Here is a 22,237-nt window from a genome sequence, read left to right as displayed (position 1 = left end):
GAAGGAGGAGCCCGTGGGCGGGACGTCGAAGGGTGAGCAGCGGATAGGCCTGCTGAACGGCTTCGCTGCGTATGGGATGTGGGGGCTGTTCCCGCTCTTCTTCCCCCTGCTGGAGCCCGCCGGCGCCGGCGAGGTGCTCGCCCACCGGATGATGTGGTCCTTCGTCGTCGTCGCCGCGGCGCTGCTCGTCATGCGGCGCCGGCGGTGGGCCGGCGAGCTGCTGCGCCAGCCCCGCCGGCTGGCCCTCGTCACGGTCGCCGCGGGCGTCATCAGCATCAACTGGGGCGTCTACATCTGGGCCGTGAACAGCGGCCATGTCGTGGAGGCCTCGCTCGGCTACTTCATCAACCCGCTGGTCACCATCGCCATGGGCGTGCTGCTGCTCGGGGAACGGCTGCGGCCCGTGCAGTGGGCCGCCGTCGGCGTCGGCCTGGCCGCGGTGGTCGTCCTGACCGTCGGCTACGGCCGCCCGCCGTGGATCTCCCTGATCCTCGCCTTCTCCTTCGCCACCTACGGCCTGATGAAGAAGAAGGTGAACCTCGGCGGCGTGGAGTCGCTGGCCGCCGAGACCGCGATCCAGTTCCTGCCCGCGCTCGGTTATCTGCTGTGGCTGACCGCGCAGGGGCACTCGACGTTCACCAGCGAGGGCCCGGGCCACACCGCGCTGCTCGCCTCCACCGGCGTGGTCACCGCGATCCCGCTGGTCTGCTTCGGCGCGGCCGCGATCCGCGTGCCGCTGTCCACGCTGGGGCTGCTGCAGTACCTCGCGCCGGTCTTCCAGTTCCTGTGCGGAGTTCTCTACTTCCACGAGGCCATGCCGCCCGAGCGCTGGGCCGGCTTCGCCCTCGTCTGGCTGGCCCTGATCCTCCTCACCGCCGACAGCCTCCGCACGGCCCGCCGCACGGCCCGCCTCCGGACGACCCTCGCGGCGGCGGCCGAGTCCGCGGCAACCGATCCTGCGGCGGCCGAACCCACGGCGGCCGGGCTTCCGGCCATCGAATCCCCGACGACCGGGACGCCGGCCACCCCCCACGTGGAGGCGTAGTCCGAGGTACGGCGGCGGGGGCCTAGCCGGCCGGGTGGTAGGCGCGGGCCCGGTGGGCGCGGACCTTCTCGCGGTTGCCGCAGTGTTCCATCGCGCACCAGCGGCGGCGGCCCGGGCGGGACGTGTCGACGAAGAGCAAGTAGCAGTCGTGGGCGCCGCACTCGCGGACGCGGTCCGCGTGCGGGCCGCTGAACAGGTCGATCGCGTCGCGGGCGACCGTGGACAACAGCTGCGCGCCGCTCGCGCCCGGCGCCCACGCGCGCGTGCCGTCCGGGGCGAGCCGGGACACCAGTGACGGCCGCGCGGCCGCCTCGTTGAGGGTCGCCACCAGGTCCGGGCGCAGGGGACGTCCGTGCGCGCGGTCGGCGGTGAGCGCGAAGAGCGCGTCGCGTACGTCGCGGACCCGGGCCAGCTCGGCATCCGTGACGTGCAGGTCGAGCCCCTGCGGGAGTCGGCTGCGCCCGGCCCAGGCGACCAGGTCGGCGGTGGTGTGCAGCGTCTCGTACCGGGCGAAGGCGCCCGGCCCGCCGGTCGTGAGCAGTTCCAGGCACAGCGCGCCGGGATCGAAGCGGTAGGGCCGCCCGTCGTGCGTGTGCAGGATCAGCCCGGTGGGGCCGCTCGGCCGGGCGGAAAGACCAGGCGGTCCCGGCGATTCCGTTGCACGCTCACTCATGTAACCATTATTACTGGTTACATGACCACGACGGCACCGGCTCCGGTGCACTTCAAGATCGTCATCGACGCCGCCGATCCGCACACGCAGGCCGATTTCTGGGCCGCGGCGCTGCACTACGCGGTGGAGGACAACGCCGCACTCATCGAGCAGCTGCTCGCCGCCGGCGCGCTGCCGGGCGCGGCCACCGTGGAGTACCACGGCCGCCCCGCCTTCCGGGACCTGGTCGCCGTACGGCATCCGCAGGACCCGTACGACCCGCACAGCGGCACCGGGCTCGGGCGGCGGCTGCTGTTCCAGCGGGTGCCGGAGCCGAAGACCGTGAAGAACCGGCTCCACCTCGACCTGCACCCGGGCGAGGGGCGACGCACGGACGAGGTGGAGCGGCTGAAGGGGCTCGGCGCGAGCGTGCTGCGGGAGGTGAAGGAGCCGAGCGGGCAGTGGGTGGTGATGGCCGATCCGGAGGGCAACGAGTTCTGTGTGCACTGAGCGTGGGGCTCGCGCGCGGGTCCGGTGAATGATCCGATATGTGAACACCCATGTCCGGATTGTGGTCTTGACGGAGCGTCAGGCTCAGCTTCACCATCGGGCACCCTATTCCTCAAGGAATTCGGAGCCCCCCACATGAAGCTCTCCGTTTCCGCGCGGGCGACGGCCGCTGCCGTCGTCGCCGGCGCCACCTTGATCGCCACCGGTTCCATAGCCGGGGCGGCGCCCGCCCCCACCGCGGCCGCCGCCGCTCCCGACATCCCCGTCGCGGCCGTCAAGGCGCATCTCGCCCAGCTGCAGTCCATCGCGACCGCCAACGGCGGCAACCGGGCGCACGGCCGCGCCGGCTACAAGGCATCCCTCGACTATGTGAAGGCCAAGCTGGACGCGGCCGGGTTCACCACCACCGTCCAGCAGTTCACCTCTTCCGGCCGCACCGGCTACAACCTGATCGCCGACTGGCCCGGCGGCGACACGGGCCAGGTCCTCATGACCGGCGCCCACCTCGACAGCGTGACCGCCGGACCCGGCATCGACGACAACGGCTCCGGCTCCGCGGCGATCCTGGAGACCGCGCTCGCCGTGGCCCGCAGCGGCTACCACCCCGCCAAGCACCTGCGCTTCGCCTGGTGGGGCGCGGAGGAGCTGGGCATGGTCGGCTCCCGCTCCTACGTGGGCGGACTGTCCTCGGCCGACCGCGCCCGCATCACCGGCTATCTGAACTTCGACATGATCGGCTCACCGAACCCCGGGTACTTCGTCTACGACGACGACCCGGCCCTCGAGAAGACCTTCAAGGACTACTACACCGGGCTCGGCATCCCCACCGAGCCCGAGACCGAGGGCGACGGCCGCTCCGACCACGCGCCCTTCAAGAACGCCGGCGTGCCGGTGGGCGGACTGTTCAGCGGCGCGGACTACATCAAGACGTCGGCCCAGGCCGCCAAGTGGGGTGGCACCGCCGGGCAGGCCTTCGACCGCTGCTACCACTCGTCGTGCGACACGACGGCCAACATCAACGACACGGCACTGGACCGCAACAGCGACGCCATCGCGTACGCGGTGTGGACGCTGTCGTCGTGACGTCTTTCCGAGTGTCCCTCAGCCGCGGACGGCGGCGCGGGCGGTGAGGCGGTCCATTCGGGCGCGGGCCGACCGGAGCTCCTCGGCGTCGTCGGCGGCGGGGCCGTTCTCGGCGGCGAGCGAGGACCACAGGGCGATCAGCTCGCCGCCCAGGCTCAGGCCCTGCCGCGGGTCGCGCACCGCCCGCCACGCGGTGGCCGCGCTCTGCACATTGCCGTAGGCGGCCTCCGCGTCCTGCTTCCGGCGGTGGATGCCGGCCAGATCGAGGGAGACCCGGAAGGCACGCTCCGGTTCGCCGCCCAGGTAGGCGATGTAGGCGGTGAGTTCACGCAGCCGGAGCACCTCCGGGTGCTCCGGCCCCAGCGTGGCCGCCGCCTCGGCCACGGTCTCCTCGGCCAGCTCCGCCGCGGCATCCGTCCGCCCGGCCCGCACGGCCTCGTTCACCCGCGCCACCCGACCGGCCGGCAGCGCGGACCCGGCACCGCCCCCGGCGGACGGCACGTCCTCCAGTACGGCCTCGGCGATGGCGTCGAACCCGCGGGCGGGCGTGGGCTTCGCCTCGGCAGCGGCTTCGGCCAGGGCGATGTAGGTGTAGGGGTCGGGGGTCGGCGCGGGGGCCGGGGCCGGAGCGGGTGCCGGGGCCGGGGCCGGAGCGGGTGCCGGGGTCGGAGCCTGGGCCGGGACGGATTCCGGGGCCGGAGCGGGTTCCTGTGGAGCACCGTCGGCTGTGGCGGGTGCCGGCTGCGTGGCGGACGGGTGCGCGGCGGACGGGGACATCTCGGGCGGCGGGCCGAAGACCCCCTGAGGCACGGTGACCGTGCCGGGGGCGGTCGCGTCCCGCAGGGGACCGGGGACCGCACGCAGCGGGACCGTCCGAGGCGCCTGCGGCTGCGGCTGCGGCTGCGGCTGCGGCTGCGAGGTCAGGTGGCTGGAGCCGTCCGGGTCCACGCGCAGGGGGACGACGTACCCGAGGCGTTCGTCGTGGATCGTGGCGAGGACGGAGTGACCGTCGGCGCGGGCCATACGGTGCAGGTGGGCGAGGACGGCGTCCTGAGCCTCCTCACCGGGCCCCACCGGCAGCGGCACACCCGCGACCCAGGCACCGGCCCGGGCCACCGCACGGCCACCCTCATCCACGACCGAGCCGTCCACCGCGACACGGACCTCCAGCGTCTTCACGCGGCTGAGTCGAGTCATCGCTTCCCTCACTTCCGATGCGTCATTCGGACTCGACGGCGAGCCGGCGGACGGCACATGCGTTTTCCATGGTGCTCCGGGCCACACAACCCTTTTGAACACGCACTGTCGAGTCTCGCCCCTCCCGCCCCGTGCACAGGTCACCACCCCGTCACAGACTCGTCCCGACTTCCGGCCCGGTGCCTCCACCCCACCGGGATTAAATGCGCGTGCATTCAACGTTGACGCTTCTGATCGCCGTAACCGAGTACCAGGGGGATGCCATGACCCGCCGTTTCCTGTTCGTGCTGGGCAGCAGCCGCGAGGACGGCAACACCGAACTGCTCGCCCGCAAGGCCGCCGAGCAGCTCCCCGAGGGGGTGGAGCAGGAGTGGATCAGCCTCGCGGAGCACCCTCTGCCCGACTTCACCGACCTGCGCCACGACAGCGACCACGTCCGGCCCACCGGGGACAACACCGCACTGCTGCTGGACGCCACGCTCGCCGCGACGGACCTGGTGATCGCCTCACCGCTGTACTGGTACTCGGTCTCCGCCCACACCAAGCGCTATCTGGACCACTGGTCGGGCTGGCTGCGCATCCCCGGCCTGGACTTCAAGTCCCGGATGGCCGGGCGCACCCTGTGGGGCGTGACCGCCCTCGCGCACCGCGAGGAGGAGGTCGCCGACCCGCTCGTCGGCACGCTCAACAACTCCGCCGCCTACCTGGGAATGCGGTTCGGCGGCGTCCTGCTCGGCAACGGCACCCGCCCCGGCGACGTCCTGAACGACCACGCGGCGCTGACCCGCGCCAAGACCTTCTTCGCTGGTGAGGCACCGCTCGCCCGCTTCCCGTACGAGCGCCCATGAGCCGCTAGACGGTGATGTCCTTCGCCGTGAACCGGGCCCACGCCGCCGAACCGAACACGGCGGCGTACAGGCCCTGGAGACCGAGGTTCTTCACCAGGTCGTCCCAGTAGACCGGCTCGCGCATCAGGTCGGCGAAGGACAGCCAGTAGTGCGAGAAGAGATACGGCTGTATCGCGTGCAGTTGCGGGAACTGGTCGAGGATCTGCACGGTGATCAGCAGCCCCACGGTCGTCGCCATCGCCGCGACCCCGCTGTTGGTGAGCGTGGAGACGAACAGTCCGAGCGCCGCCACCCCGATCAGGGACGCGGCGACGGCCAGCGCGATCAGCAGGGCCCGGCCGAGGCCCTCCGCGAAACCGATCCTGGTGCCGGAGATGGTCGTCAGATCGCCGAGCGGGAACAACAGGGCCCCGACCAGCAGCGCCGACACGGCGACGACGAGAGTGGCGAGCAGACAGAAGGCCATCACAGTCGTGTACTTGGCGAGCAGCAGCCGCGTACGCCCGGCCGGTGCGACCAGGAGATAGCGCAGGGTGCCCGCGTTTGCCTCGCCGGCGATGGCGTCGCCCGCGACCACACCGACCGCCATCGGCAGGAAGAACGGCAGAGTCGCGGCCAGCGCAGTGAAGACGAGGAACAGGCCGTTGTTGGTGACCTGCGTGATGAACGCCGGTCCCCCACCGCCCCCGGACCCCGACGAACCGTCCCCCGTCTCGATCCGCACGGCGATCCCGACCAGGACGGGCACCGCGGCCAGCACCCCCAGCAGCGCGAGGGTGCGCCATCGTCGCAAGGTGACCAGCAGTTCGCTGCGGAAGAGCCCCAGGGTCCACAGGGGCCGCACCGCCCGGGCCGTCTCGGAGGCGGTGGCGCCGCCCGTGGTGACCGTGGTCGTGCTGCTGGTGTCATCCGGCGACATCGAAGCCCTCCCCCGTCAGCGCCACGAACGCGTCCTCCAGCGTGGCCCGTTCCACCCCGAAGCCCCGCACCCGTATCCCCGCCGCGACCAACGCGGCGTTGAGATCGGCCGGTTCCGACTCCGGCGGCTCGCCCGTCACCCGGTCCTCCGCCACGACGACGTCCCCGACACCCTGCTCCTTCAGCACCCGGGCCGCGTCGCAGACGTCTGGCGTCGTCACCACCAGCCGCCCCCGGGCCCGCGCCGCCAGGTCGGCGACCGCGCCCTGGACGACGAGCCGGCCGCGCGCCATCACCGCGGCGTGCGTGCACACCTGCTCGATCTCGTCGAGCAGGTGCGAGGAGAGGAAGACGGTCGCGCCGTCCGAGGCCAGCTCCCGCACGAGCGCCCGGATCTCGCGCATGCCCTGCGGGTCGAGCCCGTTGGTCGGCTCGTCCAGCACGAGCAGGCGCCGGGGCTGGAGCAGCGCGGCAGCGAGCCCGAGCCGCTGCTTCATCCCGAGCGAGTACGCCCGCGCCTTCTTTCCGGCTGCCGCCGTCAGCCCCACCCGCTCCAGCGCGGTGGCGACGCGGGCGCGCCGGGTGCGCGGGTCGGCGGTGGGGTCGGCGGCGTCGTAGCGGAGCAGGTTGTCCCGGCCGGAGAGGAAGCCGTACAGCGCGGGCCCTTCGATCAGCGCGCCCACCTGCGGCAGCACCGAGCGGGCGGCCCGGGGCATCGGCTGCCCGAGCACGCGCGCGGCGCCGGAGGTGGGCTCGATCAGGCCCATCAGCATGCGGATGGTGGTGGTCTTGCCCGATCCGTTCGGACCGAGGAAGCCGAAGACGCTGCCCGCCGGCACCGTCAGGTCCAGGCCGTCCACGGCGAGCTGCCCGCCGCGGTAGCGCTTGGTGAGGGCGCGGGTGTGGATGACGTACTCGTCCTCCAGCTCCTGCTCATCCCGTGCGGCGGGCGCTGCGTCCATCGGCTCCCCGATCGTTTCCCGTGGCCGGCGGTGTCCCGCCGGCTCACCTGCCCGCGTCGGCGGCCTTGACCAGGGCGTCCTTGGTCACCGCTCCGACGTAGGCCTTGCCGTCGTCGGTGATCAGGGCGTTCACCAGGCGAGTGGAGAACACCGTGCCCTTGCCGAACTTGCCCGAGACCTTGTCGCCGAGCGAGTCCAGGAAGCCGCCGAGGTCGCCGCCGACCTCGCTGCCGGAGGGCACACCACCCTTGGCGCCGGTGTCGAAGACCGCGATGGCGTTCCAGCCCTCACCGAGGACCTCGGGTCCGCCGATTCCCTTGCCCGGCGCCCCGCCCGGCGTGGGCAGGAGGTGCCCCGGGAGGCCGCCCTTCAGCGGACCGTCGCCCTGGAGGCGGTCGCCCTTGGGGTGCTCACGGTCGCCGCCCTCGGTGACCTTGGCACCCTTGGGCGGGGTGAAGTCGAAGGTGGAGGCGGCCGGTCGGGCGAAGCTGACCTGCGTGAAGCCGGCGTCGACCACGGCGGCGCCGCCGCTCTTCGGGGTCAGGGTGAACTTCAGCGGCACGCCGGTCTTCGCGTCCACGGCGATGGTGATCCCGCCGACGGTGCTGCCGGACTGCTTGGGCTTGATCAGCAGCTTGTAGGCGTCGCGGCCGGCGACGTGGGCGGTGCCGTCCACCGTGACGGCGGTCGTGGAGTCGACGGCCTTGAGGGCCTGCTCGGCGAAGTCCTTGGGCGTGCCGGAGAAGTCGTCCGTGCCCCGCGTGCCCTTGCGGTGGTCCTTGCCGGTGTCCTCCGAGGTGGCGTGGTACACCTCGTTGGACTTGCTGTCGTAGCCCCACACGTCCTTGCCGTTGTGGATGAGGCTGTATTCGGCGGCGTCCTCCAGCACCGACACCTTCTGCCGGTCCGGCCCGTCGGCCGCGACCCGCAACGTGTGCGAGCCGGTGGCGAGTTCGGTGACCTTGGCGGACGGGTCGGCGGCCGAGCCGTCACCGGAGCCGCCCGTCTTCCCGCCGAGACCGCCCGCGAGCCCGCCCAGGTCGGGCAGCCCGAGGTCGGTGCTGATCCGCACGGTGCCCGACATCTGCTGGACGTCCGACGCCGCGATCTTCTCGATGAGCTGCTGCGCGGTGATCTTCGGCAGATCCGGGTCACCGGAGCTGGCGAGCGCGGGGACGATCCCGATCGTCGCGGCGGCCACGCCCACGACGGTCGCGGGCACGACGTACCGCGCGGCCCTGCGACGCCCCCCGCCCGACGAGCCGGCCGGCTCCTGCACGGCCGTCGCCCTGTCATCGCTTCCATACGGTGCCATGTGTGCGCTACCTCCGTCGTCGGCGGCGGCTGTCGTTCCCGTGACCCCCGGCGCGTGCTCCCGGCGGGCCCCACCCCAAGCCGCCATTCTCACCCGAATCGGTGAGGAGTGGTGTCTTCCGTGCTTTCCATGAGACCAAATCGGCCGCCGGGAAGCGTCACTCCACGGACGCAACCGCATGTACTGCTGGGGTATGACATGGCGGGGCCTCAGCTCGCCCTACCCGTAGGGGAGGTGGGGGACCAGGGAGCCACGGGGACGGGGCAGCGGGCTCCACCCGAGGGTGCGGATACGCCGAGAGGCGGAGTCCACCCGGGGTGCGGCCGTCAGCGGAAGGGCCGCACGGCCCGGATGTACGTCTCCGGCCGGGAGGGGGACGGCTGCCGTCAGCCCGCCCGGTGCACCACCGCGTCGCACAGCTCCATCAGCGCCGCCTTGGCGCCGCACTCCCGCAGCGGAGCCAGCGCCGCACGCGCCTCCTCGGCGTAGCGGACGGTGTCGCGCCGCGCCTGCTCCAGCGCGGGGTGCGCCCGCAGCCCGGCCAGCGCCTCCGCGTGTCGCGCGTCGTCGCTCAGATCGGAGTCCAGCAGCTCGCACAGCGCGCGGTCCTCCGGCAGCCCCAGCCGCTCGGCCTGCTCGCGCAGCCGCAGCACCGGCAGCGTCGGAATGCCCTCGCGAAGATCCGTGCCCGGCGTCTTGCCGGACTCGTGCGAGTCGGAGGCGATGTCGAGCACGTCGTCAGCCAGCTGGAAAGCGACGCCCAGCCGCTCCCCGTACTGGGTCAGCACGTCCACGACCGTCTCGTCGGCGCCGGACATCATCGCGCCGAACCGGCACGACACCGCCACCAGCGACCCCGTCTTGCCGCCGAGCACCTCGAGGTAGTGGTCGACCGGGTCGCGCCCGTCCTGCGGCCCCGCGGTCTCCAGGATCTGCCCGGTGACCAGCCTCTCGAACGCCAGCGCCTGCACCCGCACCGCCTCGGGGCCGAGGTCGGCGAGGATCTGCGACGCGCGCGCGAAGAGGAAGTCGCCGGTCAGTACGGCGACCGAGTTACCCCACCGCGTGTTCGCGCTGGGCACCCCGCGCCGCACGGCGGCCTCGTCCATGACGTCGTCGTGGTACAGCGTCGCGAGGTGGGTCAGCTCGACCACGACCGCCGACGGCACGACACCCGGCGCATACGGGTCGCCGAACTGCGCCGCCAGCATCACGAGCAGCGGCCGGAACCGCTTCCCGCCCGCCCGCACCAGGTGCTGTGCGGCCTCCGTGATGAAGGGAACCTCGCTCTTGGTGGCCTCGAGCAGCCCTTCCTCGACAGCCGCCAATCCGGCCTGGACATCGGCCTCGAGAGCCTGGTCCCGCACGCTAAGCCCGAACGGCCCGACGACGGTCACGAGGGGTCTCCTGTCTGCTGGTGCCGGTTGGCGATTACACGGTTTGTCGATAGGTCGCTGACATCACTCAAGTCAGCGTATCCGGTCACGTTTCGATCACCGATAGCGCCCACGGTTACAGGCCAGGTGGTATCGGATCACGCCCGATATGTTTATCGATCAAATCTGATCGGCCGAAAAGTACCGATATCAACCATGCTCGTGTCGTGAAGACCACCCCCCACCCTCCGTGAGGCACCCCGCCCCGGCGCGCCACAACACGACCCGACTGCCCGTTTTGCCGTAATTAATCAGTCGATTCACCTTGGCCGCCTTGGTACCAAATGTGTTTCCCCTGTGACACCAGTGAATTGGGTCACGCGCCACCCTCACCGGCCTCCCCTCCGTCTGCCCCGTGTTTCGCCAGTCCCGACAAGCGAGTTGGGCCTCGGCGACCACAAAGGATCAAGCACCCCAAACACCCCGGACCAAGGTCAACCAGGGCATTAGGTGAAACCGGTACTTGTTCCCGGCATCAGCTCTCGCATAACTTCCCGGCCTGTCGGATGGACGCCTAATCCTGCCGCCGTCCGGCATCCACCATCGGACCAACTCATCCGTGTACGGCAGGAGCGGGGGACCCAGGTAAGTCGCCGAGCCGGACGTCGTCACCCCGACGACGCCCCGGACCGGCTTGGGGTGAAGCCGTGCCGCAGCCGCGGCCGGCCGGGCATCTCCAGCCCGAACCCGACAGCTCACCTCGCAGGCGTGGGAGAGGAACTTCGTCATGTCTGCTGCCGGTCAGCACCGCCGCACCCGCACGTCCCGCCTCGTCCGCACCCTCGCCGTCGCCGGCACCGGTGCCGCCGCCCTCGCGCTGCCGCTCTTCGGCGCCACCAGCGCCTCCGCCGCCACCCCGGCGACCAGCGCCACCGTGATCACGGCCGCCAACTCGGTCTACCCGAACAACCTCGACGGCTGGATCCGCCAGTCGCTGGACATCATGTCCCAGCACGGCATCCCGGGCACCTACGACGGGATCTACCGCAACATCATCCGCGAGTCCTCCGGCAACCCCGCCGCCATCAACCTGTGGGACTCCAACGCGGCCGCCGGCACCCCGTCCAAGGGCCTGCTCCAGGTGATCGACCCGACGTTCCTCGCCTACCACGTGTCCGGCACCTCCATGGACCCGTACGACCCGATCGCCAACATCACCGCGGCCTGCAACTACGCGGCCGCCCGCTACGGGTCGATCGACAACGTGTTCAGCGCGTACTGAGCCACCGCCTCACGCGAGAAGCCGTGAGCCGCTGCCTCCGGCAAGAGCCTTGAGCCGCTGCCTCACGGGAGCGTCGTGAGCCACTGCCTCACGCGAAGAGTCGTTCGAGGACGACGGCGATGCCGTCGTCCTCGTTCGACAAGGTGACCTCGTCGGCCACGGCCTTCAGCTCCTCGTGGGCGTTGGCCATGGCCACCCCTCGGGCGGCCCAGGCGAACATCGGGATATCGTTCGGCATGTCCCCGAACGCGAGCGCCCGCTCGGGGCCCAGCCCGAGATGGTCGGCCGCCAGCGCGAGCCCCGTCGCCTTGGTGACACCGCACGGCTGCAGCTCCACGGTCCCCGGCCCCGACATGGTCACCGTCGCCAGGGAACCGACCACCGCGCGCGCCGTCGCCGCCAGCTCGTCGTCGGACAGCTCGGGATGGCGCAGCAGCACCTTGCTGATCGGCTCGCCCCACAGATCGTCGCGCCGCCCGACCCGCACCGCCGGCAGTGTCGGGTGCGGCATCCGGTAGCCGGGCTCGATCAGCGTCAGCCCGTCCACGCCGTCCTGGTCGACCGCGGCGTACACCTCCCCCACCTCGGCCTCGATCTTGCCGAGCGCGGTCTCGGCCAGCTCCCGGTCGAGGGTCACCGACCACAGCAGACGGCCGGCCCCCGCGTCGTACACCTGCGCGCCCTGGCCGCACACCGCGAGCCCCGTGCAGCCGAGGTCCTCCAGCAGCGGCCGCACCCGGGGCGCCGGGCGGCCCGTCACCACCAGGTGGCGGGCGCCGGCGTTCGCCACCCGCGCGAGCGCGGCCCGGGACCGGTCGGACAGCGTGTCGTCGCCGCGCAGCAGCGTTCCGTCCAGGTCAGTGGCGATGAGGGCATATGCGAGGGGTGCGGCCATGATCAGAGAATACGGACCCCGCAGGTCACCCGTTCACCACCCGATTCGCCGTTCCGCAACGTCCCCGGGGGACCCGGTCGGCGCCCCGCTCTTCACCCCCAGGCCCGGCAACGGGGCCTCTGGTTCGACGGCGACCCCGACGACCCCGCCCTGCCCGAGGCCGTGCGTCCGTGCTTCGCCGACGCCGGTGTCGATATCTCGCCCGGCATCCGCACGCGAGCGGCCTGATCAACCTGGCAGCACGCGCAGGAGGACTGACCGGGCCGCCGCTCCCGCGCAGGATGGCCGTCCCCGCGCAGGTCGGCCGTCCCGCGCAGGTCCGGCGTGCCCTCAGCCGTGCGCCGCCACCAGATGCCGGGCCAGCCGTGGCGAGGCGAACTCCGTGCCGCATACGAACCGCATCACCGGGCCGTACGACCCAGCCGCCGGCAGACCCGTGAAGTACAGGCCGGGGACCGACGAGACGTAGCCGGCGCCGAGCCTGGGAGTGCCGCGGCTGACGGCGAGCGCGGTGCGCAGCCCGTGGCCGAGGAAGTCCATCGCCGCGAGGTTCACCCGGTAGCCGGTGGCCGCGATGACGTGGTCGGCGGCGAGCCGCTCGGTGCGGCCGGAGTGACTGCGCACGGTGAGGGTGGCGCCCTCGCCCGTCGACTCCGCCCGCACGATCCGCTGCACCTCGCTGACCTCCACCTTCCCCGCGAAGCGCTCGCGCAGCCACCAGGCGCCGAGCGGGCCGAGGACCCGGCGGACCAGGTAGTGGCGTAGCTCGGCGGGCAGATAGCGGTAGGGCTGCGGGTAATAGCTCAGGGCCCACAGCGACCAGGCCCGGCCGAAGGGCGACTGAGGGCGCAGCCGGGGCTGGTCCCACGGCGCCGCGCCGAAGGCGACCCGGCCCCGGCCGCGGGCCACCACCCGCACCCGGGCCCCGGCCTCGGCGGCGAGCGCCGCCGTCTCCAGCGCGGACTGTCCGGCGCCGACGACGATCAGCTCGCGGCCGGCGAAGCGGGTCAGGTCGTGATGCTGGGAACTGTGCGAGACCGGCGCCGTCGGAGCGGGTCCGTCCGGGGCGGCCGAGGCCAGCTCGCGGGGCAGGTGGGACAGGCCGGACAGTCCGGTGGCGACGACGACGGCCCGCGCGGTGAGCTGCTCCCCGGAGTCCAGCTTCAGCTCGAAGCCGCCCCCGGTGCGCCGGTCCACGGAGACCACCCGCACCCGCTCCAGCTCGGGCAGCAGCTTCTGCTGGAACCACTGCCCGTAGGCGATGAACGTCTCGACGGGAATGATGTCCTCATCGGTGACCAGCCGCCGGATGCCGGCCGCGTCGCAGTAGTCGGCGAGGGTGTACCCGCGTTGCGGGCAGTCGATGCTGGAGGCCGCGGGGGTCGACTTCAGGAGCATGCCGGCGGGCATGTTGTCGCGCCAGCTGACCATGGGGTCGCCGAAGACGCGGACGGGCACGCCACGGGCGCGCAGATGGGCGGCGGTGGACAGGCCGAAGGGGCCTGCCCCGAGGACTGCTACCGGTTGGTTCACGAAGTCCCTCCCCAGGACGTCATGTCGTCACTTCGTGGTGTGTCGTCACTTCGTGATGTCGTCACTTCGCGGTGTCGTCACTTCGCGGTGTCGTCACTTCGCGGTGTCGTCACTCCGCGTTCCGGCCGGGAGGCGGCTACGGCTGGTGGCGTCCACCCGGCCGTCCACCCGGTCCGGTGCTGCCGCGGCGGTGGGTCCGCCACAGCTGATAGAGGTGCTTCGCGCCGGGTCGCACGAAGCGCGCGAGCATCGTGAGGAACGGCAGCGGGTCGTCACCCGCGAGCCAGGCCAGTTCCGTGCCGCTCGCCCGGGCCGGTGCGTGCGGCGTCGTGTAGCCGCTGCGGCGATAGGCGAGCAGGGCGGCCAGGTCGATGTTCTCCACGATGTAGCGGTGGCCGGCGCGCTGTTCCCCCTCCGGAACGGTGCGCCCGGTCAGGTCCAGGTGCAGGGCGCGGACCACGTCCACCCCCGCCTCGTTCTCGAAGAGGCGGAACTGGGCGCCCATGCGCGGGTTGAAGTCGAGGAGCTTGTACTGCCCGTCGCGCCGGTCGAAGCGCAGGTCGAGGTCGATGATTCCGGTGAAGCCGATCTGTTTGATGAAACGTGCGGCGAGGTCGGCGAGTTCCGGGTTGTCGACGACATAGGCGTTCGCCGTCATCCCGGCATGCGGCGGCCAGGAGCGGACCTTCACGCCGGTGAACATCGCCAGCGGTGTCGAGTCGGCGCCGAAGCAGGCGTGCACGATCCAGTCCTCGGCCTGCTCACGCGGCAGATACTCCTGAAGGATCACCCCGGGCCGTTCCCCCCAGTCCCGCGCCAGCGCGAGCAGCCCGTCGCGGGTGGTGATGCGCGTCGTGCCGTTGACGGCCGGCCGCCTGCGGCGCACGAACGCCTCCCGGTTCTTCGCCACCACCGGGAAGCGGGCTTTCTCTGCGAACGCCACGACGTCGTCGTACGACCGCGGGAACGCGGCCGCCGGGCTGGGGATGCCGTGCTGCGCGCACAGCTCGTGCAGCCCCTGCTTGCTGGCCAGCCGACGCGGCAGATCCTGGACGACGCGCGGAAAGAGGAACAGCCCGGCGAGGTCGTCCTGGTGCTCGGCGATCAGCACCGCGGCCTCCTCGTCGGTGGGGATCAGCACGGTCGGCCGCCCGATCCGGCGCCCGATCCGCAGCAGCCCCTCGACCAGGTGCCCCGCCTCCTCCGTGCCCGTCGTCGGCCACACGAACGCGCGCCGCAGATAGCGGGAGGAGGCGGCCGGGGTGTAGGGATCCTCGGTGATCGCGTACATGGGCACGCCCAGACGCCCCAGACTGCGGATCGCCCCGACCCCGCCGTGGTGCAGCGGATAGTCTCCGAACTTCACGATCAGGCCCGGTACTTCACGGTCGGCCTGGAACGGCAGGCTTGCGGCACTGCTGGCCACGGGTCCCCCCACGTGTCCCCCCGACGGAACGGATGCCCTCCGTCCGTGTTCCCCGCAAAGGACGCTAAGCCGGAATTGCCACCTCCGACAAGGCCATAACGGACATTGCAAACTCTTTAGACACTGCCCAAGACAGCCGACTCGGCCGTAACGTGTGCCGCGACCACCTGGATCGCACGGCCATGGCGCCGTGTCCGACGTGCACGAAAGCGAGGCGGCACCGCATGCCCCCCTTCGACGTCCCCGAGGGCGACCCCTTCGGTGCGCACAACCTTCCGTACGGCGTCTTCTCGCCCGCCGGTTCTCCGGCCGAGCGGCGGGTCGGCGTCCGGCTCGGCGACCACGTGCTCGACGCGGGCGCGGCGGCGATGGCGCTCGGCTCCCCCTACGCCGCGCTGCTCGCCCAGCCCTCGCTGAACCCGCTGCTCGCCGCCGGCCGCACCACCTGGTCCGACGTCCGGCGCGCACTGACGGCGTGGGTGACGGTGCCCTCGCACCGCGAGGCCGTCGAGCCGTTCTTCCACCCCCTGTCCTCGGTGACCCTGCACCTGCCCTTCGAGGTGGCGGACTACGTCGACTTCTACGCCTCCGAGAACCACGCCCGGAACGTCGGCCAGATCTTCCGCCCCGACGCCGCCGACTCCCTCACCCCCAACTGGAAGCATCTGCCGATCGGTTACCACGGCCGCTCCGGCACCGTCGTCGTCTCCGGCACCGACATCGCGCGGCCTTCCGGCCAGCGCAAGGCTCCGACCGACGCGGCGCCCGTCTTCGGCCCGTCCGTCCGCCTCGACATCGAGGCCGAGGTCGGGTTCGTCGTCGGCGCTCCCTCCTCCCTCGGCGAGCCGGTCGCCCTCGGCGACTTCCGTGACCACGTCTTCGGACTGTGCCTGCTCAACGACTGGTCGGCCCGCGACATCCAGGCCTGGGAGTACGTCCCTCTCGGCCCCTTCCTCGGCAAGTCCTTCGCCACCTCGGTCTCCGCGTGGATCACCCCGCTGGAGGCCCTGGACGAGGCCCGCGTCGCACCCCCGGAGCGCACCCACCCGCTGCTGCCCTACCTCGACGACTCCACCGACGAACCCGGCGGCTACGACCTGCGGATCTCCGTCGCCATCAACGGCCACGTCGTCTCCGAGCCCCCCTTCTCCACCATGTACTGGACGGCCGCACAGCAGCTGGCGCACATGACCGTCAACGGCGCCTCGCTGCGCACCGGCGACCTCTACGGCTCCGGCACGGTCAGCGGCCCCGAGCCCGCCCAGCGCGGTTCCCTGCTGGAGCTCACCTGGAACGGCCAGGACCCCCTGGAACTCCCCGACGGCAAGCGGACCTTCCTGGAGGACGGCGACGTGGTGACCCTGTCCGCCTGGGCGCCCGGACCGGACGGCGTGCGGGTGGGCCTCGGCGAGGTGACTGGACGGATCGTCACGCGCTGACGCGCTCCGGCACGGGCCACCATGACGCGGCCGGAGGAGCTCCGGGGTGGGGGGCGTCTCGGGCTCCCCCCCCCCCCAGCGGGACACGTGATCACGGGGCCGCCCCTCGGCTACACGGGGTCGTGATCACCGGGCCGCCCCTCCGCCCCGCCGGGCCGTGATCACGAGCAGTCCCTCCGCCCCGCGGGCCCGTGATCACGGACTGCCCGTCCGCCCCCGCGGGCCCTCCTTTCAGAGGGCTGACGCACCGCCCCCGGGGCCGTCATACTGGCGACGGACGCGCTCACCGAGCCGTCGAGCGATCGCGTCCGTCGCCCGTACGACCACCCCCGCCCTGCCCGACCAGGATCCGGAGCCCGTGGCATGACCATCTGCCTGCTCCTGCTGAGCGTCGTCGTTCTGACGGCCGCGGTGCCGGTCCCCCGCGCGCTGACCCGGGCCGCCTGGCCCGAACGGGAACCGGTCGTCGCCCTGTGGGTGTGGCAGTGCCTCGTCGCGACCGTCCTGCTGTGCTGTCTGACGGCCCTGGCGCTCAGCACCGCCGCCGTCTTCCACACCGTGCGCACCCAGCTCTTCGCGCCCGCACCGCCCGGCGTGACCGAGGCGTACGACCTGTCTTCCGCCCCGCCCTGGGCGGTCGCGCTCACCCTGCTGCTGGCCTGCGGTGCGGCCTGGACCACCGCCATGCTCGCCCGCGAGCTGGTCGAGGCCCGCCGGCGCCGCGGCGTGACCCGCGCCCACCTGCGTGAACGCGCCCCCGAACTGCCGGCCGGGCTGGGCCCCGCGCGCGGCCCGCTGCTCGTCCTGGAGGACGAGTACCCGGACGCCTGGTGGATGCCCGGCCATCCGCCCCAGTTGGTCGTCACCACGGGCGCCCTGCACCGCCTCACCGCCCACCAGCTCGACGCCGTCCTCACCCATGAGCGCGGCCATGCCCGCGCCCACCACGACTGGCTGCTGCACCTGTCCACCGCACTGGCCACCGGTTTCCCCCGCATCCCGCTCTTCGCCCACTTCTGCGACCAGACCCACCGCCTGGTCGAGCTGGCCGCCGACGACACCGCCTCCCGCCGCTGCGGCCACATCACCACCGCCCTCGCCCTGATCGAGCTCAACCAGCACCGGGGCGTACTGTCCTGCGCCTCCAGCCACCGCCTGCTCGGTGAGCGGGTCGACCGCCTGCTGGAGCCTCCGCCCCGGCTGGACCGCAGCCGGCGGGCCCTGACGACCACCGTGGCCGCGCTGGTCCCCCTGCTGCCGCTCCTGATCGCCTTCGCGCCCGGCCTGACGGCACTGGCCTGACGCCGCCTCTCCGACGGCCCGACGCCGATCTGGCGGCCGAGGCTGACCTGACGCCCGGGGCCCGACGGCCCGGCACTGGTTGCCACCGCCCCCTCCCGGGTGGCAGATCTTCCCTGATTGCTGTCGAAACCCGAGGTCAGGCCCGTATTCGATGGGTCGTCAGGTGGCGCAACATTTCAGCAACCCCCCTTTTCCTACCTCCTCGGTATGGTTCCAGCCATGCCAGCCACCGACCGCATCCGGGACCACGCCGGCCAGGGCGCGACCACCGTCGCCGCCCACCGCGCGCGGCGCCGGCTGCGTGCGGACCGAGCCCGGCAGCTCGCCGACCTGCTCCGCCGCCAGCTCCTCACAGGCGGCTTCGAGACCGGCACGCTCCCCCATGAATCCCTCCTCGCCACCGACTACCGCACCTCCCGCAACACCGTCCGGCAGGCTCTGGACCTGCTGCGCTCCGAGGGCCTCGTCGACCGCCTGCCCGGCGTCGGCACGGTCGTCGTCGCCCGTAAATACCCCCACGGGCTCGACCGCCTGATGGGTCTGGCCGAAACCCTGCACGAGCACGGCCGTGTCACCAACGAGGTCCGCACCATGGGCCCCGTCCCCGCACCGGGCCCCGTGGCCGACCGGCTCCACGTCCCGCCCGGCGCCGACGTCCTCTACATCGAACGGCTGCGCCGTCTGAACGGCCTGCCGCTCTCGCTCGACCTGACCTATGTCCCGCTCGACATCGGCACCGCCCTGCTCGGCGCCGACCTGGAGAACACCGACGTCTTCCGTCTCCTGGAGGCCATCACCGGCCGCCGTCTCGGCCACGCCGAGATCACCCTGGAGTCCGTGAACGCGGACGCCCACTCCGCCGCCGTACTGGAGGCACCCCGCGGAGCGGCCGTCCTGATGCTGGAGCGCCTCACGCACCTGTGTGACGGGCGCCCGGTGGACCTCGAGTTCATCCGCTTCCGCGGCGACCGCATCTCCATGAGCGGTCTGCTGCACCGCTCCGTCTGACCCCTGCCCGTCCGCATCCCGCCCCCTTCCGGTCTTCCGGTCCCTTCCGCCCTTCACCTCTTCATCGTTCGGCGGGGCACGACCGGTTCACCGCCGCGGCGACTTTTTTCCGCGGATCTCCGCCTGTCCGGCGGAGATCCGCAGACCTTTTCCGGATCTCTGGAGACAGCCATGCCCTTGGTGCCCCAGCGGGCCGACGTGCCCGTGACCATCGACGAGTCGAAGTGCATCGACGGCTGCACGCTCTGCGTCGACATGTGCCCGCTGGACTCCCTCGCCATCGACACCTCCAGCGGCAAGGCGTACATGCACGTCGACGAGTGCTGGTACTGCGGCCCGTGCGCGGCCCGCTGCCCCACCGGAGCCGTCACCGTCAACATGCCCTACCTGCTCCGGTGAAAGGTCCCGACCCGATGAAGCACACCGCGTCCCTCCCCGTGAAACGCGCCGCACTCACCGCCGCCTCCCTGCTCCTGCTGCCGCTGACCGCCTGCGGCGGCACCGCCTCCGCGGGCGGCGACAGCGCCACGGTCACCGTTACCGTCGGCTACCAGTCCAAGACCATCAACACCGTCACCGCCGGCACCCTGCTGCGCTCCCTCGGCTCCTTCGAGAAGCAGCTGAACGCCCTGCACGACGGCCACACCTACAAGGTCGTCTGGCAGGACTACGCCACCGGCGCCCCCATCACCGCCCAGATGACCGCCGGCAAGATCGACATCGGCTCGATGGGCGACTTCCCGCTGCTCATCAACGCCGCCCGCGGCAAGCAGCTGAACCGCCCCACCCACCTGGTCTCCGTCACCGGCTACAACCTCCGCGGCGGCCTCAACACCATCGTCACCGCACCCGACTCGAAGCTCGCCTCCGTGACGGACCTGAAGGGCAAGAAGGTCTCCACTTCCGTCGGCTCCGCCGCCGACGGCACCCTCGTGCGGGCCCTGCGGCGCGCCGGCATCGACCCCGACAAGGGCATCGAGAAACTCAACCAACAGCCCGCCGTCGGCGCCTCCGCCCTCACCGCGGGCAGCGCCGACGCGTTGTCGCAGTTCGTCGCCTGGCCGGGCCTGCTCGCCTACCAGGGCAAGGCGAAGGCCCTGTACGACGGCGCCCAGCTGAACCTGCCCACCTTCCACGGCGTCACCGCCCGCGAGGACTTCGCCAAGAAGCACCCGGCCGTCCTGGAGGCCTTCCTCAAGGCGCAGGCCGACGCCACCGACTACCTGAGCGCCCACCCCGTGACCGCCGCCGAGAAGGTCGCCGACGCCACCGGCCTGCCCGCCGAGGTCGTCTACCTCTACAACGGCGCCCACGGCATCGCCACCTTCGACCCGGCCCTCAAACCGCAGCTCGTCGCCGCGCTCAAGCAGGACGTGGCCATCCTGAAGGCCGCGAAACTGACCGGCGACATCGACGTGGACGCCTTCGTCGACGACCACTACGTGAAGCAGGCCCTCGGCGCCTCCTACACCCGGCGCCTGACCGCCACGCCCGCGCCGGCCGCCGCGGAGGTCTGGCCCAAGGGTGCGGACAAGACCCTCGAGCTGCCCTCCCCCGCGGCGCTCCTCAGCCACGTGAAGCGGCACCACGACACCGTCCGCGCCGCCTATGTCGCCGACGCCACCACCGGCACCCCGTGGTTCGCCGACAAGGCGATCTGGGTGGCCGACGGCACGAAGCTGCTGCCGTTCGTCGCCCCGGCCACCGCCCGCGCCTACGTCTCGGGCCACGGCGGCGCGCGCGTCGTCACGTACGCCGAAGCCCTGGAGCGGGCCTCATGACCCGGTACGCGCTGCGTGTCCTCTCTCTCGCCGCCGCACTCGGCGTGTGGCAGCTGCTGACCAGCCTGGACGTCGACCTGTGGCTGCGCTTCTCGCAGTTCCCCACGGTCACCGACGTCGCCCACGCCTTCGCCCGGCGGCTGTCCGGTCCCGACTACTGGACGGACCTCACCGACAGCCTGACCCGGATCGCCTCCGGCTTCCTCCTCGCGGCCGCCCTGGGCGTCGCCGCCGGCGTGCTCGTGGCCCGCTCGCGCCTCGCCGAGGACCTGCTCGGCACGCTGCTGGAAGTGGTCCGCCCCATCCCCGCCATCGCCCTCGTCCCCGTAGCGATCCTTCTCTTCCCCTCCAACGAGCAGGGCATCGTCTTCATCACCTGCACCGCCGCCTTCTTCCCCGTCCTGGTCTCCACCCGGCACGCGGTGCGCGCCCTGACCCCCGTGTGGGAGGAGGCGGTACGCACCATGGGCGGCGGCCGGTGGCGCGTGCTCGGCTCGGTCGTCCTGCCCGGCGCCCTGCCCGGCATCTTCGGCGGGCTGTCCGTCGGCATCGGCGTGTCGTGGATCTGCGTGATCTCCGCCGAGATGATCTCCGGTCAGTACGGCGTCGGTTACCGCACCTGGCAGGACTACACCGTCGTCGACTACCCGGGCGTCTTCGTCGGCATGGTCACGATCGGCGTGCTCGGCTGGATCACCTCCACCGCCGTGGAGCTCCTCGGCCGCCGCCTGACCCGCTGGCTGCCCCGCACGTCCCCTGCCCCCATGGCACGCGTCCGCCCCGCCGGGGCCGCCGTATCGAAGGCGCCGGGAGGCACCGCCGTGGCCACGGCGGCGCCCGCGCCGAGCAAGGAGGCACGTGATGAGCACCTCGTCTGAGACCCGCACAGCCACCCGGCCCGCGACTCGCCCGGCGCAGGCCGCGCGCGGCACCCGGCTCACCCTGCGCGGCGTCACCCTCGGCCGCCCGGACGCTCCCGCCGTCCGCGGCGTCGACGTGGACATCGCGCCCGGCGAGATCCTCACCGTCGTCGGCCCTTCCGGCTGCGGCAAGTCGACACTGCTGCGCACCCTCGCCGGGCTGCTGGCGCCGCTCGCCGGAACGGTCGAGCAGGACGGCCGGCCACTGACCGGACCGGCGGCGGAGCGCGCCCTGGTCTTCCAGGAGGACGCGCTGCTGCCCTGGCGCACCCTGCGCGGCAACGTGGAGCTCCCGCTCGCCATCGCCGGCGTCCCGCGCCGCGTACGCCGGGACCGGGCCGAGGAGTGGCTGGACCGCGTCCACCTCGCCGACCTCGCCGGGCAGTTGCCCCACCGCGTCTCCGGCGGACAGCGCCAGCGCGCCCAGCTGGCCCGCGCCCTGGCCGGCCGGCCGCGCGCCGTGCTGATGGACGAACCGTTCGGCGCGCTGGACGCCCAGACCCGGGCCGGCATGCAGGACCTGCTGGTGGAGGTGTTGCACGGCACCGGCGCCACCGTCGTCTTCGTCACCCACGACGTCGACGAGGCGCTGTTCCTCGGTGACCGCGTGGCGCTGATCGGCTCCGGCGCGGTGACCGCCCTACACGATGTGCCGCACCCCCGTGACCGGACGGCACACGACGACCCCGCGCGCGTGGCGCTGCGCCGCGACATCCTCTCCTCGCTCGGTACGTGAAAGGCACCC

Annotated in this window: 21 protein-coding genes and 1 riboswitch; of the genes, 12 read left to right on the top strand and 9 right to left on the bottom strand. The window is 72.3% G+C overall.

The window, feature by feature from the left end; genetic code table 11:
- The first annotated feature begins 13 nt into the window (after positions 1–13).
- Positions 14–1,045 (top strand): EamA family transporter RarD, encoded by a 1,032-nt coding sequence (gene rarD, locus ACZ67Q_RS24765; protein WP_471185870.1) that lies wholly within the window; start codon positions 14–16, stop codon positions 1,043–1,045.
- A 22-nt stretch (positions 1,046–1,067) separates the two neighbouring features.
- On the opposite strand, the gene ACZ67Q_RS24760 is transcribed toward rarD, so the two are convergent.
- Positions 1,068–1,718 carry a CGNR zinc finger domain-containing protein gene (locus ACZ67Q_RS24760; protein ID WP_471185867.1) on the bottom strand — a complete coding sequence of 217 codons (651 nt, stop codon included), beginning with the start codon at positions 1,716–1,718 and terminating at the stop codon, positions 1,068–1,070.
- Between the two features lie 21 nt (positions 1,719–1,739).
- Here ACZ67Q_RS24760 and ACZ67Q_RS24755 point away from each other — a divergent pair, with 21 nt between their 5' ends.
- Both ACZ67Q_RS24755 and ACZ67Q_RS24750 read left to right on the top strand, forming a co-directional pair.
- Positions 1,740–2,207: a VOC family protein gene (locus ACZ67Q_RS24755; protein WP_471185864.1), complete on the top strand. Its 468-nt coding sequence runs from the start codon at positions 1,740–1,742 to the stop codon at positions 2,205–2,207.
- A 135-nt stretch (positions 2,208–2,342) separates the two neighbouring features.
- Positions 2,343–3,290, top strand: a complete 948-nt coding sequence (locus ACZ67Q_RS24750; protein ID WP_471185862.1) for a M28 family metallopeptidase — start codon at positions 2,343–2,345, stop codon at positions 3,288–3,290.
- Between the two features lie 18 nt (positions 3,291–3,308).
- Here the strand turns inward: ACZ67Q_RS24750 and ACZ67Q_RS24745 are convergent, their stop codons facing one another.
- A complete protein-coding gene (locus ACZ67Q_RS24745; RefSeq protein ID WP_471185859.1) occupies positions 3,309–4,487 on the bottom strand; it encodes a tetratricopeptide repeat protein in 1,179 nt (392 codons plus the stop codon).
- A gap of 263 nt (positions 4,488–4,750) precedes the next feature.
- Here ACZ67Q_RS24745 and ACZ67Q_RS24740 point away from each other — a divergent pair, with 263 nt between their 5' ends.
- A complete protein-coding gene (locus ACZ67Q_RS24740; protein ID WP_471185857.1) occupies positions 4,751–5,335 on the top strand; it encodes a flavodoxin family protein in 585 nt (194 codons plus the stop codon).
- A 4-nt stretch (positions 5,336–5,339) separates the two neighbouring features.
- Here ACZ67Q_RS24740 and ACZ67Q_RS24735 read toward each other — a convergent pair whose 3' ends face one another.
- The 4 genes from ACZ67Q_RS24735 to ACZ67Q_RS24720 all read right to left on the bottom strand — a co-directional run bounded on the left by ACZ67Q_RS24735 (position 5,340) and on the right by ACZ67Q_RS24720 (position 9,927).
- Positions 5,340–6,254 carry an ABC transporter permease gene (locus tag ACZ67Q_RS24735; RefSeq protein ID WP_471185855.1) on the bottom strand — a complete coding sequence of 305 codons (915 nt, stop codon included), beginning with the start codon at positions 6,252–6,254 and terminating at the stop codon, positions 5,340–5,342.
- A complete protein-coding gene (locus ACZ67Q_RS24730) occupies positions 6,241–7,215 on the bottom strand; it encodes an ABC transporter ATP-binding protein (RefSeq protein WP_471185853.1) in 975 nt (324 codons plus the stop codon). Before ACZ67Q_RS24730 ends, ACZ67Q_RS24735 begins: the two co-directional genes overlap by 14 nt.
- 43 nt (positions 7,216–7,258) lie before the next feature.
- Entirely contained in the window at positions 7,259–8,530 is a 1,272-nt protein-coding gene (locus ACZ67Q_RS24725) for a LolA family protein (RefSeq protein ID WP_471185850.1), read from the bottom strand.
- Positions 8,531–8,916: 386 nt separating this feature from the next.
- Positions 8,917–9,927 (bottom strand): polyprenyl synthetase family protein, encoded by a 1,011-nt coding sequence (locus tag ACZ67Q_RS24720; protein ID WP_471185847.1) that lies wholly within the window; start codon positions 9,925–9,927, stop codon positions 8,917–8,919.
- A gap of 578 nt (positions 9,928–10,505) precedes the next feature.
- Positions 10,506–10,690, top strand: a riboswitch (cyclic di-AMP (ydaO/yuaA leader).
- 3 nt (positions 10,691–10,693) lie between these two features.
- Here ACZ67Q_RS24720 and ACZ67Q_RS24715 point away from each other — a divergent pair.
- Complete coding sequence (locus ACZ67Q_RS24715; RefSeq protein ID WP_471185845.1) at positions 10,694–11,188, top strand: transglycosylase SLT domain-containing protein; 495 nt, start codon at positions 10,694–10,696, stop codon at positions 11,186–11,188.
- Positions 11,189–11,276: 88 nt separating this feature from the next.
- On the opposite strand, the gene ACZ67Q_RS24710 is transcribed toward ACZ67Q_RS24715, so the two are convergent.
- The 3 genes from ACZ67Q_RS24710 to ACZ67Q_RS24700 all read right to left on the bottom strand — a co-directional run bounded on the left by ACZ67Q_RS24710 (position 11,277) and on the right by ACZ67Q_RS24700 (position 15,021).
- Positions 11,277–12,083, bottom strand: a complete 807-nt coding sequence (locus ACZ67Q_RS24710) for an HAD family hydrolase (RefSeq protein WP_471185842.1) — start codon at positions 12,081–12,083, stop codon at positions 11,277–11,279.
- Between the two features lie 330 nt (positions 12,084–12,413).
- The gene (locus ACZ67Q_RS24705; protein WP_471185839.1) at positions 12,414–13,616 is read right to left on the bottom strand and encodes an FAD-dependent oxidoreductase; all 1,203 of its coding nucleotides are present in this window, start codon (positions 13,614–13,616) and stop codon (positions 12,414–12,416) included.
- Positions 13,617–13,752: 136 nt separating this feature from the next.
- A complete protein-coding gene (locus ACZ67Q_RS24700) occupies positions 13,753–15,021 on the bottom strand; it encodes a carboxylate--amine ligase (protein WP_471186159.1) in 1,269 nt (422 codons plus the stop codon).
- 245 nt (positions 15,022–15,266) lie between these two features.
- Here ACZ67Q_RS24700 and fahA point away from each other — a divergent pair, with 245 nt between their 5' ends.
- From fahA to ACZ67Q_RS24665, 7 genes are all read left to right on the top strand, one after another.
- Positions 15,267–16,481 (top strand): fumarylacetoacetase, encoded by a 1,215-nt coding sequence (gene fahA, locus ACZ67Q_RS24695; protein WP_471185837.1) that lies wholly within the window; start codon positions 15,267–15,269, stop codon positions 16,479–16,481.
- Between the two features lie 363 nt (positions 16,482–16,844).
- Positions 16,845–17,783, top strand: coding sequence for a M56 family metallopeptidase (locus tag ACZ67Q_RS24690; RefSeq protein ID WP_471185834.1), 939 nt, complete (start codon positions 16,845–16,847; stop codon positions 17,781–17,783).
- Positions 17,784–18,002: 219 nt separating this feature from the next.
- Positions 18,003–18,791 (top strand): GntR family transcriptional regulator, encoded by a 789-nt coding sequence (locus ACZ67Q_RS24685; protein ID WP_471185831.1) that lies wholly within the window; start codon positions 18,003–18,005, stop codon positions 18,789–18,791.
- 171 nt (positions 18,792–18,962) lie between these two features.
- Positions 18,963–19,190 (top strand): 4Fe-4S dicluster domain-containing protein, encoded by a 228-nt coding sequence (locus ACZ67Q_RS24680; protein WP_053852588.1) that lies wholly within the window; start codon positions 18,963–18,965, stop codon positions 19,188–19,190.
- Between the two features lie 14 nt (positions 19,191–19,204).
- Positions 19,205–20,572: an ABC transporter substrate-binding protein gene (locus tag ACZ67Q_RS24675; RefSeq protein ID WP_471185827.1), complete on the top strand. Its 1,368-nt coding sequence runs from the start codon at positions 19,205–19,207 to the stop codon at positions 20,570–20,572.
- Positions 20,569–21,450 (top strand): ABC transporter permease, encoded by an 882-nt coding sequence (locus ACZ67Q_RS24670; protein ID WP_471185825.1) that lies wholly within the window; start codon positions 20,569–20,571, stop codon positions 21,448–21,450. Before ACZ67Q_RS24675 ends, ACZ67Q_RS24670 begins: the two co-directional genes overlap by 4 nt.
- Positions 21,434–22,228 carry an ABC transporter ATP-binding protein gene (locus ACZ67Q_RS24665; RefSeq protein ID WP_471185822.1) on the top strand — a complete coding sequence of 265 codons (795 nt, stop codon included), beginning with the start codon at positions 21,434–21,436 and terminating at the stop codon, positions 22,226–22,228. Before ACZ67Q_RS24670 ends, ACZ67Q_RS24665 begins: the two co-directional genes overlap by 17 nt.
- Positions 22,229–22,237: the final 9 nt, after the last annotated feature.

It is taken from the genome of Streptomyces sp. NPDC036813 (assembly GCF_055609245.1).
This window is presented reverse-complemented; position numbering and strand designations above follow the sequence as displayed.

Bases quoted from the DNA above. Each gene is read 5' to 3' on its own strand.
- fahA (WP_471185837.1), top strand. From the start codon at position 15,267: ATGCCCCCCTTCGACGTCCCCGAGGGCGACCCCTTCGGTGCGCACAAC.
- ACZ67Q_RS24745 (WP_471185859.1), bottom strand. From the start codon at position 4,487: ATGACTCGACTCAGCCGCGTGAAGACGCTGGAGGTCCGTGTCGCGGTG.
- ACZ67Q_RS24675 (WP_471185827.1), top strand. From the start codon at position 19,205: ATGAAGCACACCGCGTCCCTCCCCGTGAAACGCGCCGCACTCACCGCC.
- ACZ67Q_RS24715 (WP_471185845.1), top strand. From the start codon at position 10,694: ATGTCTGCTGCCGGTCAGCACCGCCGCACCCGCACGTCCCGCCTCGTC.
- ACZ67Q_RS24735 (WP_471185855.1), bottom strand. From the start codon at position 6,254: ATGTCGCCGGATGACACCAGCAGCACGACCACGGTCACCACGGGCGGC.
- ACZ67Q_RS24725 (WP_471185850.1), bottom strand. From the start codon at position 8,530: ATGGCACCGTATGGAAGCGATGACAGGGCGACGGCCGTGCAGGAGCCG.
- ACZ67Q_RS24750 (WP_471185862.1), top strand. From the start codon at position 2,343: ATGAAGCTCTCCGTTTCCGCGCGGGCGACGGCCGCTGCCGTCGTCGCC.
- ACZ67Q_RS24755 (WP_471185864.1), top strand. From the start codon at position 1,740: ATGACCACGACGGCACCGGCTCCGGTGCACTTCAAGATCGTCATCGAC.
- ACZ67Q_RS24690 (WP_471185834.1), top strand. From the start codon at position 16,845: ATGACCATCTGCCTGCTCCTGCTGAGCGTCGTCGTTCTGACGGCCGCG.
- ACZ67Q_RS24680 (WP_053852588.1), top strand. From the start codon at position 18,963: ATGCCCTTGGTGCCCCAGCGGGCCGACGTGCCCGTGACCATCGACGAG.
- ACZ67Q_RS24685 (WP_471185831.1), top strand. From the start codon at position 18,003: ATGCCAGCCACCGACCGCATCCGGGACCACGCCGGCCAGGGCGCGACC.
- ACZ67Q_RS24730 (WP_471185853.1), bottom strand. From the start codon at position 7,215: ATGGACGCAGCGCCCGCCGCACGGGATGAGCAGGAGCTGGAGGACGAG.
- ACZ67Q_RS24670 (WP_471185825.1), top strand. From the start codon at position 20,569: ATGACCCGGTACGCGCTGCGTGTCCTCTCTCTCGCCGCCGCACTCGGC.
- ACZ67Q_RS24740 (WP_471185857.1), top strand. From the start codon at position 4,751: ATGACCCGCCGTTTCCTGTTCGTGCTGGGCAGCAGCCGCGAGGACGGC.
- ACZ67Q_RS24710 (WP_471185842.1), bottom strand. From the start codon at position 12,083: ATGGCCGCACCCCTCGCATATGCCCTCATCGCCACTGACCTGGACGGA.
- ACZ67Q_RS24760 (WP_471185867.1), bottom strand. From the start codon at position 1,718: ATGAGTGAGCGTGCAACGGAATCGCCGGGACCGCCTGGTCTTTCCGCC.
- ACZ67Q_RS24665 (WP_471185822.1), top strand. From the start codon at position 21,434: ATGAGCACCTCGTCTGAGACCCGCACAGCCACCCGGCCCGCGACTCGC.